The 14394-nt window shown below is 71.7% G+C and carries 17 protein-coding genes and 1 pseudogene; 9 read left to right on the top strand and 9 right to left on the bottom strand.

The window, feature by feature from the left end; all coding sequences use genetic code 11:
- The first annotated feature begins 128 nt into the window (after nucleotides 1–128).
- A complete protein-coding gene (locus Acy02nite_RS36850) occupies nucleotides 129–494 on the top strand; it encodes a hypothetical protein (protein WP_239175518.1) in 366 nt (121 codons plus the stop codon).
- Nucleotides 495–521: 27 nt separating this feature from the next.
- Here Acy02nite_RS36850 and Acy02nite_RS47330 read toward each other — a convergent pair whose 3' ends face one another.
- Nucleotides 522–647, bottom strand: coding sequence for a hypothetical protein (locus tag Acy02nite_RS47330; protein ID WP_264653384.1), 126 nt, complete (start codon nucleotides 645–647; stop codon nucleotides 522–524).
- A gap of 83 nt (nucleotides 648–730) precedes the next feature.
- Between Acy02nite_RS47330 and Acy02nite_RS36845 the strand changes: the two are divergent.
- The 4 genes and pseudogenes from Acy02nite_RS36845 to Acy02nite_RS36830 form a co-directional block, all read left to right on the top strand.
- Nucleotides 731–1393, top strand: a pseudogene (locus tag Acy02nite_RS36845) (ABC transporter ATP-binding protein); the annotation flags it as partial.
- A gap of 50 nt (nucleotides 1394–1443) precedes the next feature.
- Nucleotides 1444–2175 carry an ABC transporter permease gene (locus Acy02nite_RS36840; protein WP_203752108.1) on the top strand — a complete coding sequence of 244 codons (732 nt, stop codon included), beginning with the start codon at nucleotides 1444–1446 and terminating at the stop codon, nucleotides 2173–2175.
- Between the two features lie 8 nt (nucleotides 2176–2183).
- Complete coding sequence (locus Acy02nite_RS36835; RefSeq protein WP_203752105.1) at nucleotides 2184–3434, top strand: sensor histidine kinase; 1251 nt, start codon at nucleotides 2184–2186, stop codon at nucleotides 3432–3434.
- Entirely contained in the window at nucleotides 3431–4069 is a 639-nt protein-coding gene (locus Acy02nite_RS36830) for a response regulator (RefSeq protein WP_203752102.1), read from the top strand. The genes Acy02nite_RS36835 and Acy02nite_RS36830 overlap by 4 nt, the downstream gene beginning before the upstream one ends.
- Here Acy02nite_RS36830 and Acy02nite_RS36825 read toward each other — a convergent pair.
- The 7 genes from Acy02nite_RS36825 to Acy02nite_RS36795 all read right to left on the bottom strand — a co-directional run bounded on the left by Acy02nite_RS36825 (nucleotide 4058) and on the right by Acy02nite_RS36795 (nucleotide 10886).
- A complete protein-coding gene (locus Acy02nite_RS36825; protein ID WP_203752100.1) occupies nucleotides 4058–4984 on the bottom strand; it encodes an ATP-binding protein in 927 nt (308 codons plus the stop codon). The two genes, Acy02nite_RS36830 and Acy02nite_RS36825, sit on opposite strands and share 12 nt — an antisense overlap.
- Before the next feature lie 69 nt (nucleotides 4985–5053).
- Nucleotides 5054–6097, bottom strand: coding sequence for an FAD-dependent oxidoreductase (locus Acy02nite_RS36820; RefSeq protein ID WP_203752097.1), 1044 nt, complete (start codon nucleotides 6095–6097; stop codon nucleotides 5054–5056).
- Between the two features lie 22 nt (nucleotides 6098–6119).
- Nucleotides 6120–6836, bottom strand: coding sequence for a dienelactone hydrolase family protein (locus tag Acy02nite_RS36815; RefSeq protein WP_203752094.1), 717 nt, complete (start codon nucleotides 6834–6836; stop codon nucleotides 6120–6122).
- Nucleotides 6837–6879: 43 nt separating this feature from the next.
- The gene (locus Acy02nite_RS36810) at nucleotides 6880–8001 is read right to left on the bottom strand and encodes a CaiB/BaiF CoA transferase family protein (protein WP_203752091.1); all 1122 of its coding nucleotides are present in this window, start codon (nucleotides 7999–8001) and stop codon (nucleotides 6880–6882) included.
- A gap of 61 nt (nucleotides 8002–8062) precedes the next feature.
- Nucleotides 8063–8593, bottom strand: coding sequence for an SUKH-4 family immunity protein (locus Acy02nite_RS36805; RefSeq protein WP_203752089.1), 531 nt, complete (start codon nucleotides 8591–8593; stop codon nucleotides 8063–8065).
- Nucleotides 8594–8710: 117 nt separating this feature from the next.
- Nucleotides 8711–9460, bottom strand: coding sequence for a L,D-transpeptidase family protein (locus Acy02nite_RS36800; protein ID WP_239175516.1), 750 nt, complete (start codon nucleotides 9458–9460; stop codon nucleotides 8711–8713).
- Nucleotides 9461–9851: 391 nt separating this feature from the next.
- Complete coding sequence (locus Acy02nite_RS36795) at nucleotides 9852–10886, bottom strand: DUF6461 domain-containing protein (RefSeq protein WP_203752087.1); 1035 nt, start codon at nucleotides 10884–10886, stop codon at nucleotides 9852–9854.
- Between the two features lie 135 nt (nucleotides 10887–11021).
- On the opposite strand from Acy02nite_RS36795, the gene Acy02nite_RS47325 reads away from it, so the two are divergent.
- Entirely contained in the window at nucleotides 11022–11453 is a 432-nt protein-coding gene (locus tag Acy02nite_RS47325; protein WP_267548611.1) for a DUF2625 family protein, read from the top strand.
- Entirely contained in the window at nucleotides 11351–11668 is a 318-nt protein-coding gene (locus Acy02nite_RS47320; RefSeq protein WP_264653385.1) for a DUF2625 family protein, read from the top strand. Before Acy02nite_RS47325 ends, Acy02nite_RS47320 begins: the two co-directional genes overlap by 103 nt.
- 27 nt (nucleotides 11669–11695) lie before the next feature.
- On the opposite strand, the gene Acy02nite_RS36785 is transcribed toward Acy02nite_RS47320, so the two are convergent.
- The gene (locus Acy02nite_RS36785; RefSeq protein WP_203752084.1) at nucleotides 11696–12382 is read right to left on the bottom strand and encodes a GNAT family N-acetyltransferase; all 687 of its coding nucleotides are present in this window, start codon (nucleotides 12380–12382) and stop codon (nucleotides 11696–11698) included.
- 117 nt (nucleotides 12383–12499) lie between these two features.
- Between Acy02nite_RS36785 and Acy02nite_RS36780 the strand changes: the two genes are divergently transcribed.
- Both Acy02nite_RS36780 and Acy02nite_RS36775 read left to right on the top strand, forming a co-directional pair.
- Nucleotides 12500–13690, top strand: a complete 1191-nt coding sequence (locus Acy02nite_RS36780; protein WP_203752082.1) for an MFS transporter — start codon at nucleotides 12500–12502, stop codon at nucleotides 13688–13690.
- Nucleotides 13691–13692: 2 nt separating this feature from the next.
- Entirely contained in the window at nucleotides 13693–14094 is a 402-nt protein-coding gene (locus tag Acy02nite_RS36775) for a VOC family protein (RefSeq protein ID WP_203752079.1), read from the top strand.
- The last annotated feature ends 300 nt before the right edge of the window (nucleotides 14095–14394 follow it).

The following is a 14394-nucleotide window of genomic DNA, read 5'->3' as shown; positions in this document are numbered from 1 at the left end:
CCGAGGAGCAGCCGGTCCGGAAATCGTGGGCGTGCGAGCGGGGCGGTGTGGCAGAGTGCGGGCCATGACGAAGACCCGAAAGGCGTATGGGGCGTAGGTCGCCGCGCGCGGTTCGCGCGCAGTCGTACATGCCGCTGGCGCAGCCGGTCGAAGGGCTGTCGAGCAGGGCGAACGCCGAGGTCGCGCGGTTGCAGCATCGGCGACCGGACATCGACGTGCGGCAGGCGCTGGCCGGCTATCGCCGTACGGCGCGGCAGCCCCGGCGATGGCTCGATTTCGGCGACCACTACGGCCTCGCCGACGATCTGTGCGAGCAACGGGACATGCTGGAGGCCGCGATCCGGATGCTGCCGGGGCCGGCCAAGGGCGAGTTGCAGCGCCTGGTCGCGCCGCTGGACGAGATGTTCCTCCGCCGGACCGTGCCGGATCCGTGCCTCGGCCAGGCGGGCGGCTGGCACGCGGAGGCCTGGTGGCGCCGGCGGATCGCGGTGTGACCGGGCACGATCCGCCGGCGTCGGCGTTCAGGCCGTGCCGGAGACGATTCCGGGACGGGCGGTCGTGTTGCCGGCGGGGATGGCGAACACTGCCACCGCGGCGGCGACCATCAGGATGGTGACCCCACCGATCGGTTGAGTGCCGCTCTCCACCCCGTGCCCGGGAGATCGGGCGACCCTGGGAGGGCGCCCGCGCTGGGAGGGTCGATCCCGTGAACAACGACGGGAGGCGCCGGGTGAACGCGGTGATCGAGGTGGAACATCTCCACAAGAGGTATGGCGAGACGGTGGCCGTCGACGACGTGTCGTTCACCGTCGGGCGGGGCGAGATCTTCGGCATCCTGGGGCGCAACGGTGCCGGCAAGACCACCACTGTCGAGTGCCTCGTCGGGCTGCGGGCGCCGGACGGCGGGACGATCCGGGTGCTGGGGCGGGACCCGCTGCGTGACCACGCCGAGGTGACTCGCCGGGTCGGCGTGCAGCTGCAGGACGGCCAACTGCAGGATCGGCTGCGGGTCGGCGAGGCGATGCGGCTCTACGCGTCGTTCTATCCGGAGCCGGCCGACGGCACGGCGCTGCTGGAGCAACTCGGGCTCGAGGGCAAGGAACGGATGCCGTACGGCAGGTTGTCCGGTGGTCAGAAACAGCGGCTCTCCATCGCCCTGGCACTGATCGGCCGCCCCCGCATCGCCGTGCTCGACGAGCTCACCACCGGGCTCGACCCGCACGCGCGCCGCGACACGTGGGACCTGATCGAGGCGGTCCGCGCCGCCGGCGTGACGATCGTGCTGGTCACCCACTTCATGCCGGAGGCCGAACGCCTCTGCGACCGGGTCGCGCTGATCGACGCGGGCCGGGTCGTGCACACCGGCACGCCCGCCGAGCTCGTGGAGCGCAGCGGCGAGCCGACCCTCGAGGACGCCTATGTGACGCTGACCAGGAGGACTCCGTGACCGCTCTCGCGTCGACCGAGCTGCGACTGTTCCTGCGGGAGAGGTCCGGGCCCGCGTTCGGGGTGGGGCTGCCGATCCTGCTGCTGATCATCTTCGGCAACCTGCCCTTCTACCACGAGCGCCGGGACGATCTCGGCGGGCGGACGCTGCTGGACACGTACGTGCCGATTCTCGTCGCTTTCAGCCTTGCCATGCTCGCGCTGAACGTCCTGCCGCCGGTCCTCGCCGGATATCGCGAGAAGGGGGTGCTGCGGCGGCTGCGGACCACCCCGGTCGGGCCGGTCCGGGTGCTCGGCGCACAACTGGTGATCACGCTGGTCACGGCCCTGGTCGCGGTGACCGCGCTGCTGCTGGTCGCCCGGTTCGCGTTCGGGGTGGGGCTGCCGCGGCAACCGGCCGGCTTCCTGATCGCGACGCTGCTGGCCACGCTGGCGCTGACCGCTCTGGGACTGCTCGTGGCGGCGGCCGCGCCCGGCGGACGGGCCGCGAACGCGATCGGCGCCGCGGTCTTCTACCCGCTGGTGTTCTTCGGCGGCCTGTTCCTGCCGGTCGAGACGATGCCGCCGGCCCTGGCCCGGATCAGTCACGCCACTCCCCTGGGCGCCGCCGTGACCGCGATGACCGACGCCACGAACGGTCACTGGCCACACTGGATCGCCCTCCTGACCCTGCTCGCCTGGGCGGGCGGCGCGGCGGCCGCGGCCGCTAAGTTGTTCCGTTGGGAGTAGGTGACGTGATGACCGATTGGCAGTCGGCCGGACCGCCGGGGTGGGAACGACGGCTCGCCCCGCTGGTGACCGTGGTGCCCTACGTGCTGCTCACCGGCCTGACCGTGCTGACCGTGCTACTTACCCACGGCAAGGGGATCGCCCTCGACCTGGCGTTGTGCGCGGCGGCAGCAGTGTGGAACCTGGTGTTCTTCACCGTCAGGCCGGCGTGGCGCGGACGGCCCCGGATCATGGGAGTGTTCCTGGCCGGGCTGATCCTTCTCGGACTGATTCTGGCGGCGCGGCATCCGTGGTTCGGGTTCTACACCCCGGCGCTGTACTTCTTCGCGTTCCGGATCATCGGGTGGCCGCGTGAGCTGTTCTACATCGCCGGCGTCGCGGTGGTCGCCGCCACCGCGCAGGCCACCGGCGTGGAGTACACCACCTGGGAGGGCCTGGTCACCTGGCTGGCCGTGGTGGCCGCCAACGTCGTGCCGATGTGTCTGCTCGCCTGGCTCGGGCAGGTCGGCGCCCGCTATTACGAGGGCCGGGAACAGGCGATGCGCGAGACGCAGGAGGCCAACGACCGGCTCGCCGCCGCGCTCGCCGAGAACGCGTCCCTGCAGAGCCGGCTCGTCGAGCAGGCTCGCCTGGCCGGGGTGCTGGACGAGCGGTCCCGGATGGCGCGGGAGATCCACGACACTATCGCGCAGGGGCTGACCGGCATCGTCACCCAGCTCCAGGCGGCCGGGCACGCGGCCGGTGACGCGGCGGCGTGGCTGCGGCATCACGAGGCGGCGACCGCGCTGGCCCGGGAGAGCCTGACCGAGGCCCGGCGTTCGGTGAACGAGCTGCGGCCGGAGCCGCTGGACGGCGGGCGGCTGGCCGACGCGGTCACCGACGTGGCCGCCCGGTGGTCGGCGCGGCAGGGCATCCCGGCGCAGGTCACGGTCACCGGCGACACCCGGGTGATGCGCCCCGAGGCGGAGGTGGCGCTGCTGCGGACCGCCCAGGAGGCGCTGGCCAACGTGTCGAAGCACGCCGCAGGCGCGAGCCGGGTCGGGCTCACCCTCTCCTACATGGACTCGCAGGTTGCGCTCGACGTGCGCGACGACGGTCCCGGCTTCGACCTGGCGGAGCACACCGCCGGGTTCGGCCTGGTCGCGATGCGTCAGCGGATCGAGGCGCTGTCCGGGACGTTGCAGATCGAATCCGAGGCGGGTGGCGGGACCGGAATCTCCGCCTGCCTGCCCACCGAACCTTCGGAGGCACGCGCGTGACCGGCCCGATCAAGCTGCTGATCGTCGACGACCATCCCGTGGTACGCGACGGGCTGAGCGCCATGTTCGCCCGCGACCCGGAGTTCACCGTGGTCGGCGAGGCCTCCGACGGCGCCGAGGCGGTGCGGATGGCGCAGACCCTGGCGCCCGACGTGATCCTGATGGACCTGCGAATGGCCGGGATGGACGGGGTGACCGCGATCGGCGAGCTGGCGCGGCGGGAGGTTCCGGCGCGGGTGCTGGTGCTGACGACGTACGACACCGACAGTCACGTCCTGCCGGCGATCGAGGCGGGGGCCACTGGCTACCTGCTCAAGGACGCGCCCCGCGAGGAGCTGCTGCGGGCGGTACGGTCGGCGGCCCGGGGCGAGGTGACGCTCGCGCCGTCGGTGGCGGCCCGGCTGATGAGCCGGCTGCGCGCGCCCGCGCCGACGACCGGGCCGCTCAGCCAGCGTGAGCTGGAGGTGTTGCGGCTGGTCGCGGCGGGGAACACGAATCGGGAGGCGGCGGCGCGCCTGTTCATCACCGAGGCGACGGTCAAGACGCACCTGATCAACATCTACGCGAAGCTGGACGTGAACGACCGCGCGGCGGCGGTCGCCGCCGGTTACGACCGAGGACTCCTAGGATCGTGAGACCTGGCCGGAGACGTCGCCGTGGGCGCTGCGGATCCAGTCCTTCTGGGCCAGCTTGAAGTGCAGTTCGTGCAGGCGGGCGGTCCGCCGGTGACCGTCGGCGGGCTGCACGTGCCCGGCGATGGCCCGCAACGGGCTCGCGTCGTCGAGATCACCGGGGACCGGGCAGCGCCCCTCCTGGCGGGCCCGGCGCAGGCCCGGCTGCGTGGCCAGCACGGTGAGCGGCTCGGCTTCCAGGGCCCGGCGCAGGTAGTCCACGTCGACGTCGTCCACCACCTTGTTGCCGACGAGGAACAGCAGGTCGTCGACCCCGGCGGCGGTCGCCAGCTCGCGGTAGCGCCGGGCCACGGTCGTCGACTCCGGGGTCGGCTCGACGACCACGACGATCGCGTCGAACTGGGCGTGCAGCGAGTTCGCGAACGCGTCGGTGCCGGCCACCATGTCGCAGACCACCCAGTCGTCCTGGGCCGGGCGCAGGTGGGAGAGCAGGTTCTCCAGGATCGCGAGGTGGCCGTGGTAGCAGCCGCCGCCGATGTCCTCCGGCTCGTAGGTGCCGACGTGCATGACGTGCGTGCGCTCGTCCAGCGCGACCCCGTGACCGGACAGGATCGGGTCGCCCGGGTCGAGCGTCACCAGGTGTGAGCCGGGGCCGGGCGGGGTGGTGGCGACGAACCGGTCGACGCCGCCGACCAGGGTGTTCGTGCCGAGCAGGTGGCGGCGTACCGCTGTGGTGTTGGCCGGGTGCGACAGCGCGGCGTCCCGGTCGGCGGTCACGCCGAGCAGTGGTGCGAGGTGCACGTTGACGTCCGCGTCGATCGCCAGGACGCGGCGGCCGGTGGCACGCAGGTGCCCGACGAAGAGCGCGGCCAGGGTGCTCTTCCCACTGCCACCCTTGCCAGTGAAAGCGATTTTCATTACCAGGACGGTAGAGACAGCTCCGCCCCCTGACAAGCGGAACACGCCAATTCGCTATGAAAACCGTTTTCAGGAAGGCCCGGCGTTCCCGGGTGTAGAACCGTCGGCACAGGCCACGGCGAGCGTCTCACCCAGCAGCGGGGCGAACTTCATCAGGTTCTCGCCGTACATCGCGAGGATCCTTCCCCGGCGTACGAACCGCAGACCGTCACCGAGGTCCGGGTGGTGCGCGCAGTAGACCGTCGCGACCGGGCGCGGCTCGACGAACGGCAGATGCTCGGCGACGTACGCCGTGAGGACCTCCAGCGACGCGCGTTCCGCGGCCTGCCGCCCGCCCTCCCAGCCGACCAGCGCCGCGCCGATCTCGCCGCCGACCGCCCACGAGCCTTCGGCGGCCCGGTGCTGGTAGGTCCCGAGGACCCCGGCCGACTCGCCGGTGATCCAGCACTGCAACGGCTCGGGCGCGCCCGGGCGGATCGGGAAGCTGACCCGCAGGTGGTGCTCCAGCGCGGACGGGGTGTCGATCCCCACGCCGGCCGCGAGGGCCGAGGTGCCGGCACCCGCACAGATCAGCGCGGTGTCGAACGTGTCGGCGTCGGGGCCGGACACGACCCGTACCCCCGCAATCGTCTCTTCCAGAGCATCGACCCGAGCCTGCCGCAGGCGGTTGCCGGCCCCCGCGACCAGGAAGGATCGGATCCGGTCGACGCGGATCACGCCACCGGCCGGGTCCACCAGCGCCGGCCCGGCGAAGGTCGTGGCCGGCAGCCTCAGCAGCGACGAGCCGGGCTCGACCAGCTCGTGGGCCGCGCCGGCAGCGGCCATCGCGGCCGCCCACTCCCGCGCGCCGGCGCCGCTGACCACCGTGCCGGTCTCGTCGACGAGCGCGGCGCCGGCCAGCTCGCTCCACTCGCTGAACAGCGTGCGGGCCCGCGCGGCAAGCTCCACCATGTCCGGGTACGCGTGGGCCAGCCGGAAGATCCGGGTGTCCCCCACCGAGCGTTCGCCCATCGGGATGCCCGGCTCGTAGCACCGCACGTCGATGCCCCGCCGGAGCAGCGCCACGGTCGCCGACAGGCCGACGACCCCTCCACCGATCACCGCAACCCTCATCCCTGGACGCTAGCAGCGTCGCTCAGGCATCGTCGGGGCAGCGCTCGTCCGCCGAGGACGGCGGCGGGAAGAAGTCCAGGAGACCGGGCCGCTCGAGCGGCAGCGCCGAGTCGACCTCCGGAGCGCGCTCGGGCACCGGCGCGGCGAGATGCTCGGCGAACCAGTCGCCGGCCTGGATCGCGACCTGCCGCAACGCTTCCGGGTCGCTGAAGAATCGGTCTCCGTCCGGGATGACGCACAGGTCCGCACGGGACCGCATCACCCGGCGGGCCTCCTCGTTCAGGGTGCGCAGCCGCGGGTCGCGCTCCCCGACGATCAGCAGCGTCGGCGCCTGCAACTGGGCGAGCGCGCCACCGGCCAGGTCGGCGCGGCCACCGCGGGTGACGACCGCCTGCACGTCACCGGGCCGGGCCGCGGCCGCCACCAGCGCGGCGGCGGCGTTCACGCCCGCCCCGAACAGGCCGATCGGCAGACGCGCGGTCACCGGCTGGGCGCGCAGCTTGCGGAGCACCCCGATCACCCGGTCGGCGAGCAGGTCGACGTCGAAGCGCCGCCCCTCGTCGGCCCGTTCCGGCGGGGTCAGCGGCTCGATCAGCAGCGTCGCCATGCCACGATCGTGCAGCACCCCGGCGACGGCGTCGTCCCGCGGGCTGCTCTGGGTGAACAGGACCAGCGCCGGGGCGGCCGCAGGGGTGGTCAGGTGCCCGTCGAGCAGAGCGCCCGCCGCATGAATCCGCATGGTTGCCACTGATACCCAGCGGCGACTGACCGAATCCGGCAGGTCAGAGAGGTTCACCGGGATTCGCCCCGGAGAGCCACGCCCGTACGCGATCGGTGTGCTCGCCCAGCCGCGGCGGCCGGCCCGGCGACGTGGTGGTCGCGGCGGCATACCGCACCGGATGCCGGATCTGGCCGCCGATCAGCGGCTCCAGGCCGAGCGCATCGGCCCGATCGATCGCCTGGCCGATGTCGCGCACCACCCCGGCGGCAACGCCCGCCGCGGTCAGCCGCCGCTCCCAGACCGCCGCGGGCTCGGCCGCCAGGGCCGCTTCCAGCTCGGCGGCGAGCTCCTCGCGGTGCGCGACCCGGGACGGGTTGCCGGCGAACCGGGCGTCCCCGGCGAGCGCCGGCCTGCCCAGCACCGCGCAGAGCCGCTCGAACTGCCGATCGTTGCCGCAGGCCACCGCGATGGGGACGTCGGCGCAGCGCAGCGTCTCGTAGGGCGCGATCGACGGATGCCGGTTGCCCATCCGCCTCGGTGCCACCCCGGTGGCCAGGTAACCGGACGCCTGGTTGACGAGCCCGCCGAGCAGACTCGACAGCAGATCGACCCGCACGTGATCGCCGAGGCCGGTCTCCCGCCGCCGATGCAGCGCGGCCAGGATCCCGATCGTCGCGTCCTTGGCGGTCAGCACGTCCACCAGCGCCACCCCGACCTTGAGCGGCGCACCGTCCGCCTCGCCGGTGATGCTCATCAGCCCGCCGACGGCCTGCACCACGAAGTCGTACCCGGGCAGGCCCATGTCCGGCCCGAACCCGGTGACCTCGCAGTAGACGACACCGGGATTCATGGCCCGCACGTGCTCGTAGCCCAGACCGAAACCGGTCAGGTCGAGATTCTGCACCAGCACGTCGGCGCGCTCCGCCAGCTGCACGGCGGTCCGCCGGTCGGCGGGATCGGCGAGGTCGAGCGCGATGCTGTGCTTGCTCCGGTTCAGCCCCTCGAAGTAGGACGACGAGGTCGCACCCCACGGCGGCCCCCAAGCGCGGGTGTCGTCACCCGTGCCGGGCCGCTCGACCTTGATCACCGTCGCTCCGAGGTCGGCGAGGGTCATGGTGGCGAGCGGCCCGGCGAGCACCCGGCTGAAATCCGCCACGACCAGTCCCGCCAGCGGCGCGGTCACGATGCGTCCTCCCGAGGAGCTGAGAGCAGACCCGATTGCGGTACGCCGCTCCGGCCGGCGCTCAGTCTGTCTCGGCCTGAGTGAGCTGGGCGGTCCACCAGGTGGTCTCGTCGACCGACTCCGGGTCGCGGTGCTCCAGGTCGGAGTACATGTCAGCGACGAAACGCCCGCCGATCTCCTCGGTCGGCTCCGGGCGCTCCCAGAAACGGGTCACGAAGACGCCGAGGAAGTAGACGAACAGGGCCGGGTGCGCGTTGACGTACTGGTCGAACTCGGGGTCGGCGGCCAGGTAGACGACCCGGTCGGTGTCCGGGTCGACGCCGAGGCGGTACCGGTCGTTGGTGCTCACGAGCAACGGCACGTACGGCCGGGCGTCGTGCTCGGTCGTCGTCCCCAGCCGCTCGTCGCGGACCGGGACCAGGTCGCGCACCTTCAGCGTCGGCAGACCCACCGTGGTCAGGAAGTCCCGCACCGACTCGGAGAGACCGGGGTGGAGCAGCGCCGCGTCGACCGGCTCGAGCCGGTCACCCCACACCGCGCGGATCTCCTCCGCGGTGACCCGTTCCCGCCAGTCCGTTCGCGTCGTTGCCACGCCGTCGTCCCCTCCGCCGAAAACCCGATCTGCAGCACAGTGTCATACGTCCATGCCGGATTCGACCTCCGACACGGGAACGGGCGGGCGATCGAGTCCCGGTTCACCGGACCCGCATCAGGCTTTGCGCAGATCGGCGGCGGTCGGGGCCATCACGATCCGCGGGTGCTGGGCCGGGCTCATCCATTTGAGCAGGGCGGCGACGTTGGCGCGGCTGACCGACACGCAGCCCGCGGTCGAGCCCTTGCCGCTGGCATGCAGGAACACCGCGGAGCCCCGGCCGACGTGCGACGGGGTGCTGGTGACGTACTCCCCGCGCCGGGCGTCCCAGTGGACACCGGCCGGACGGTTGAAGTCGATCACCGCGGCGTAGGCGTACTGCGTCGGGTACGCCGCGAGACGCTCGGCCTCGGCGACGCGCCAGGTGCGGTTCTTCGACGCGGAAGGCTCGAAGAGGTTGTACGTCCGGGGGTCGCGCTTGTCACCGACCCAGTAGTCGTTGCCGTCCACCTTGCGGTACGGCAGTTTCGTCCCCGGATTGGCTCGCACCCCGAACGCCTGCGTGATCGTGAACGTGCCGGCCGGCGTCGTCCCGGTGTCCTGAACCCGGCGGGACGCCCAGGCCCAGCCGTGGTAACCGACCCGGGCCGGCATGGTCGCGAACACCTGCCGCCACGTGCCGGCGGCGTTGCGCTGGTAGGCCCGCACGGTGGCGCCGGTCGACTTCCACCCGTGCCCGGTCACCACGATCAACTGCCGGGCGTTGCCGACGTGTTTGAGCCCGCTCGGCAGCGCGGCGGCCGCCGGGGTCGCGGGGGCCAGGATTGCCGCTGTCACCAGGGTCAGCACTGCCATAAGCCTGCGCACAACCACCCACCTTAGGGTCTACCCGGCGAATCAACCAGGTCCCTTTCGCACGCCCGAACACCCTGACCGCCGCCGAACGACGCAGGGTGCCGCCCTGGCGGGCGTGGTCGTAGCGGATCGAAGGCGGACTCCGCGGCCGGACAACCAGCGCGCGAGGTTGCGCTTCCGGCTGGCGCTCACCGTGGTGATGCCGCCGCCGAAACCACCGTGGCGGCCGGCCCACGGCCCGCAGTTGGTCCTCACCGTGGCTGTTCGTCCTGCATGACCACGGTCAGAGCCAGCGCGCTTCCGGCTGGTGCTCACCGTGGTTCTGGCGGCGGCGTCACCACGGTGAGGACCAGCCCGCAGCCCAAGGCCGGCCGCCACCGTGGTTACCGCGGCCGGACGTGTCCTAGTGACCCGTCGTGTCGAGTTGGGGGAAGGTGCGCCGCAGATCGGCGTGCAATCGGTGGACGCGGCCGGCGTCAAGGGCAGCAGCTGCGGCCAGCGCGTCACACGCTGCGGCGAGCGGATGGGTGTTGCCTCGGTTGTGCAGCATCTCCAGGAAGAGCGAGTGCCGGCTTCCGCGGTCCAGCCGGCCGTCGGCCTCTCGGGTTGGCATCATCGGCCGTGGATCCAGGTGCCGGGAGACTTGGAAGATCAGCAGATCTGGGACGTCATCGCCGGAACGAAGAGCGGCGAGAACCTCCTCGGCGTGTGGTCGCCCGGCGACCTCGGCCTCGTCGAACGCCCATTCTTCGGCCCACCGGGCGATCTCCTGGCATACCGCGTCCCCTGCCTGGAACAGCGCGCGCAGTAGAGGCAGGTCCGTGCCAGCCAGGTCCGCGCCGCTGGTGCCGGCGGCCCGCATCCGGTCGTCGGGCAAGCTGACACCATCCCAAACATCCTCCGGCTCGTCCTCGGGTGCCTCGACCGGCACCAGTTCCTCCGGGAACTTGACTCCGGTCACCTGCTCGGCGAGGGCGAATGCTCGCAGTACCGCGTCCTCGTCGTAGACCCATGCCGGGTCGTCCGGCTCGTCGGCCGCGCTGAAGTTGAACCCAAGCTCGCGCATCGGGCCGAGCAGCGCGTCGGGGTCACTGCCCGATCTCCAGTTCACCGCGTAGGGATCACACTCCAGCCGAAGGTCACCGTCATGCAGCCACTGCAACTGCGCGTCGCTGTGTTCGCTGTCGAAGACCACGACCACGTCGGTGCCGGCGGACAAGGGTTCGCTGATCCGGCTATCGGTTCCCAGAGCGCCGTAACGCTCCAGCATCAGCGTTCCGCCAGGAACCTCCCTCACGGTCGTGTCGCTGAGTTCGACGTTTCCGAGCCGACCGGTCGCTTCACCAGCCGTAAGCCCTTTGATGAAGGACAGGCAAAAACCCAGCGTGAGTTCATTGTCATCGCGCTGGAACCATCGGTAGTCCTCCGCTGTCACCACACCAAGATCATGCCTGACCAATCGGTGACCCGGCCCGAGGTTCCTCCGACGACACTTACTCTCAGGCCGCCGATCGTGCGCGCCTGTGCCGAGAAGCGCGGGAGTAGCAGAGTTTGCCGCCTGTAAAGTGCCACCGTGCGCCCGCTGACGGATCTGATCGACGTGCATGATTCGGCATGGCCGGAGATCGAGGCCGCTGTCGCCGGGGCACCGTATCCGGCCCTCGTGCTTGCCGCTGACCCGCAACGCGCCGACGAGGAACTGCTGCGGGCGCAGGTGACGACGCGGTCATGGCTGGGTGCGGTGGTGCATCGCAGCGGTGGTCTCGTACTCGATCACGGTTGGCTGCGGATCTTGGGTTCCGGCAACGACGAGCATCATCTGGCCAGCCTGGGTGAGGTCAATGACAACGTCGCCGGCGGTGTCATCGTGGCCCAGGCGTCTTGGGTGGGCAGTTCGCCTGGATGCCGGACGCCACCGGTAAGCCGACCATCTGGTATCTCGCCCCGGACACCCTGGGCTGGGAGGACTGCGAGCAAGGCTACGGCGACTGGCTCGCTGCCATGATCAGCGGCGCGGCGGCAGCGTTCTACCGGGACCTGCGATGGCCGGGATGGGAACCTGAAGTCCAGGCGTGTCGACTCGATCAAGCCATCAGCACGTGGCCTCCGCCGTGGACCGAGGAGGGTAAGGACATCAGCGCTGCGTCCCGCCGCCCGGTGCCGATGTCCGAAGCGATGTCGCTGATCGGTGTCACTCAAGACCACCAGGGCGGCAGTTGAGACCCGACACCCTGCGAGCTGAAGCGCTCAGGACCGCGTGTACCACGTGGCGATGGCGACGGTGCGGAAGCCCAGCGACTCGTAGAGCGGGAGACCGGCCTCCGTCGCCGTGAGGGTGAACGGCTGCTCCGGGTAGACCTCGAAAGCGCGGTTCAGGATCGCCCGCCCGAGACCACGGGACCGGAACTCCGCAAGGGTGGCCAGCCAGTACAGCCCGACGGCCGCGCCGTCGTCGAAGGTGTAGGCGGCGGCGGCCGGCTCACCATCGGAGTACGCGAGCCAGAAGCGCCAGCCGGGCAGGCCCAGCAGCCGCGGCGGCAGCGCGTGACCGCGGACCACCGGCTGGTACCGCGGGAACGGGAAACCGTCGATCATCACCCGCTCGGCGACGGCGAGTCCGTCCTCGTCGCGCACCTGCACGACGCCGGGCGGCGGGGCCTGCGCGGGCGGGCCGGCGGGGCGGACCATGGTCGGCAGGCGCAGGACGGTCGCCGACGGGGCCGGCTCCTCCGGGCCGAAGACGTCCTCGATCGTCACCGGGCCGGGCACACCGTCCAGCAGCGGGCCGATCGGGGCCGGGCGGCGCAGCAGGATCCGGGTCACGGCGGGCAGCTCGGCGCGCACGTGGTCGCCGTGATCACGGGCTTCGCGGGCGATCCCGGACAGCATGGCGGCCGCGTTGGTCACGTAGACATCAGCGTCGTCGATGATCACGAACGCGACTGTATCGCGTACCGGAAAATGATTTGACAGCACAGATAGTCTGATCCTCCGTGCTCGCGGCGTGAGTCGGGAGGGGCCCCTGCCCTTCTCGTGACTCAGGAGCCATCGATGCGCCGGGCACCCGCCCTCTCCTTTCTGCTGATCACCGTCTTCGTCGACATGCTCGGGCTCGGCCTGGTCGTGCCGATTCTGCCGGCCCTGCTGACCTCGGTCACCGCGAACGCGGCGCTGTGGTCGGGGCTGCTCGGGTCGGTCTTCGGCCTGCTGCAGTTCGCCGTCGCGCCGCTGCTCGGGCGACTCTCCGACCGGTACGGACGCCGGCCCGTCCTGCTGGTGTCCCTCACCTGCCTCGGGTTCGACTGGCTCGCGCACGCGGCCACCTCCAGCCCGTGGCCGCTTCTGATCGTGCACGCCGTGGCCGGTGCGTGTGCGGGGACGAACACCGTCGTCAACGCGTACGTCGCGGACGTCTGCACCCCCGGGGAGCGGCCACGGGCGTACGGGATGATCGGCTCTGCCTTTGCCCTGGGTTTCGTCGCCGGGCCGATCATGGGCGGGCTGCTCGGCACCGTCGACGTGCGGCTGCCCTTTCTCGCCGCGGCCGGGCTGTCGTTCGCGAACGTCGCCTACGGCCGGCTGGTCCTGCCCGAGTCCCGCCCCGGCGACCGGACCACGCCGTTGACCCCAGGGCTGGTCAACCCGGTCACCGCGATCGCCGCGATCCTGGGACGGCCGGTCCTGGGACGGCTCGCGCACGCCCGTCTGCACGCCGACCTGGCTCGCATGATCCAGCAGTCGACGTGGGCGTTCTTCCTGACCTACCAGTTCGCGTGGGGAACCGCGCAGGTGGGCGTCGTGATGGCGGCCGGCGCGCTGGCCGGGGCGCTCTTCCAGGCACGGGCGACCGGCCCGGTGGTCAGCGCGCTGGGCGAGAAGCCGGCCGCGGTCGCCGGGACGGCACTCAGCGCCCTGGTCTTCGCGGGGTTCGCGTTCGTCACCGTCCCGTGGATGTTCTACCTGCTGCAGGCGGTGGCGGTGCTGTCCTCGACGGCCGGCGCGGCGGCGAGCTCCTGGCTGTCCCGCAGCATCGGCGCGGACGAGCAGGGAACCGTGCAGGGCGGACTGACCAGCCTCGCCGCGGTCGCCGAGACCGTGGTGCCGCTGGCCGCCGGCGCGGTCTTCGCGTGGACCTCGCCCGGGCTGGTGTACCTGGGCGCGGCGTTCTTCGCGGCCCTGTCGGCGTTGCTGCTCTCGCTCACACCCGGCCGGAATGCTGACCCCACCGGCCCTACGCTATGAACATGATCGATCCCAGCGCTGCGATCCGCATCGCCCGCCCTAGCCGTGACCTGATCGCCGCCGAGCGCTTCTACGCCGGCGGCCTGGGCCTGCGAGTGCTGTTCCGCGCGGAGGCGAACGGTCCCGGCGAGCATGACCTGATCATGCTCGGGCTGCCCGGCGCGGCCTGGCACCTGGAGCTCGTCGGCGGTCCAAATCTGATCGTCGAGCCGACGCCGACCACCGAGGACCTGTTCGTCATCTACCTCGACGGCCCGGTGGACGAGAGGCTGATCGCCCGGCTGGTCGAGGCCGGTGGACGGCGGGTCGAGCAGTCCGCTTACTGGGACCGGTGGGGCGTCACCGTCGCCGACCCCGACGGGTATCGCCTGGTCCTGTCCACGAGAAGCTGGCGGAACGGCTGAGGACAGGGGGACCCGCTCGCACCGGCGCGTTCCCGGGCAGGCGGGTCCTCCCGGCATCAGGAACCTCAGCGATCGATCAGGGCGTCACCCACGGGTCGCGCCAGCCGCCGGATCGGAACCGGCGGACTGTGGGCCACCTTCACCGTGGTGTTCGACCGAGTACCGGGCCGCGGCTGGCCGCTGCTGACCCTCGGCGTGCTGGCGCTGGCGGCGACTTCCTGGCTCGCGGGCTTCGTGCTGGACCAGCGCGACCGGATGGGCGAGGACCGGCGACCTCCCGCGAGCCCACGGTCAGCTCGC

Origin of the sequence: Actinoplanes cyaneus, assembly GCF_016862095.1 — a bacterium.
Classification (GTDB): Bacteria; Actinomycetota; Actinomycetes; order Mycobacteriales; family Micromonosporaceae; genus Actinoplanes; species Actinoplanes cyaneus.
The sequence above is the reverse complement of the archived record's forward strand: the minus strand, read 5'-3'. Positions and strand labels throughout refer to the sequence as shown.

Bases quoted from the DNA above. Each gene is read 5' to 3' on its own strand.
- Acy02nite_RS36835 (WP_203752105.1), top strand. From the start codon at position 2,184: ATGACCGATTGGCAGTCGGCCGGACCGCCGGGGTGGGAACGACGGCTC.
- Acy02nite_RS36850 (WP_239175518.1), top strand. From the start codon at position 129: ATGCCGCTGGCGCAGCCGGTCGAAGGGCTGTCGAGCAGGGCGAACGCC.
- Acy02nite_RS36820 (WP_203752097.1), bottom strand. From the start codon at position 6,097: ATGAGGGTTGCGGTGATCGGTGGAGGGGTCGTCGGCCTGTCGGCGACC.
- Acy02nite_RS36815 (WP_203752094.1), bottom strand. From the start codon at position 6,836: ATGCGGATTCATGCGGCGGGCGCTCTGCTCGACGGGCACCTGACCACC.
- Acy02nite_RS36775 (WP_203752079.1), top strand. From the start codon at position 13,693: ATGATCGATCCCAGCGCTGCGATCCGCATCGCCCGCCCTAGCCGTGAC.
- Acy02nite_RS36780 (WP_203752082.1), top strand. From the start codon at position 12,500: ATGCGCCGGGCACCCGCCCTCTCCTTTCTGCTGATCACCGTCTTCGTC.
- Acy02nite_RS47320 (WP_264653385.1), top strand. From the start codon at position 11,351: ATGCCGGACGCCACCGGTAAGCCGACCATCTGGTATCTCGCCCCGGAC.
- Acy02nite_RS36825 (WP_203752100.1), bottom strand. From the start codon at position 4,984: ATGAAAATCGCTTTCACTGGCAAGGGTGGCAGTGGGAAGAGCACCCTG.